We start from the raw sequence: 775 nt of genomic DNA, 5'->3' as shown, positions 1-775 counted from the left end.
AAATGGCAAAGGCAAAGTTTGAAAGAAACAAACCACATATCAATATCGGAACCATTGGACACGTAGACCATGGTAAGACAACTCTGACGGCAGCGATCACAACGACCCTGCAGCAGAGATACCAGCTGGGTGAAAAGGTAGCTTTCGACCAGATCGATAAAGCTCCGGAAGAAAAAGAAAGAGGAATCACCATCGCGACCGCTCACGTAGAGTATGAAACACCCAACAGACACTACGCGCACGTAGACTGCCCGGGACATGCGGACTATGTAAAGAACATGATCACAGGAGCAGCTCAGATGGACGGAGCGATCCTGGTAGTAGCAGCGACCGACGGACCAATGCCTCAGACAAGAGAACACATCCTGCTGTCGAGACAGGTAGGCGTACCATATATCATCGTATTCCTGAACAAATGCGACATGGTAGATGACGAAGAACTGCTGGATCTGGTAGAAATGGAAGTAAGAGAACTGCTGGACGAATACGAATTCCCAGGAGACGACACACCGATCATCAGAGGATCGGCGCTGGGCGCGCTGGAAGATCCTGCCGGCCCATGGGGAGACAAGATCGTGGAACTGTTCGAAGCAGTAGACAGCTATATTCCGGAACCGGAAAGAGATAACGACAAACCGTTCATCATGCCGGTCGAGGACGTATTCTCCATCACAGGCCGTGGAACAGTAGCGACTGGAAGAGTCGAAAGAGGCTGCCTGAAGGTAGGAGAAGAAGTAGAAATCGTAGGACTGACCGAAGAAAAGAGAAAGGTCGT

Annotated in this window: 1 protein-coding gene; it reads left to right on the top strand. The window is 50.5% G+C overall.

All coding sequences use genetic code 11. The features are described from left to right. Positions 1–2: 2 nt before the first annotated feature. Positions 3–775: elongation factor Tu (locus LG211_RS19970; protein ID WP_269478315.1), on the top strand; the 773-nt coding region annotated here is incomplete at its 3' end.

Source organism: Hominibacterium faecale (genome assembly GCF_020734085.1).
Lineage (GTDB): Bacteria > Bacillota > Clostridia > Peptostreptococcales > Anaerovoracaceae > Hominibacterium > Hominibacterium faecale.
Note: the sequence above shows the minus strand (reverse complement) of the source record. Positions and strands in the feature narration are given on the sequence as shown.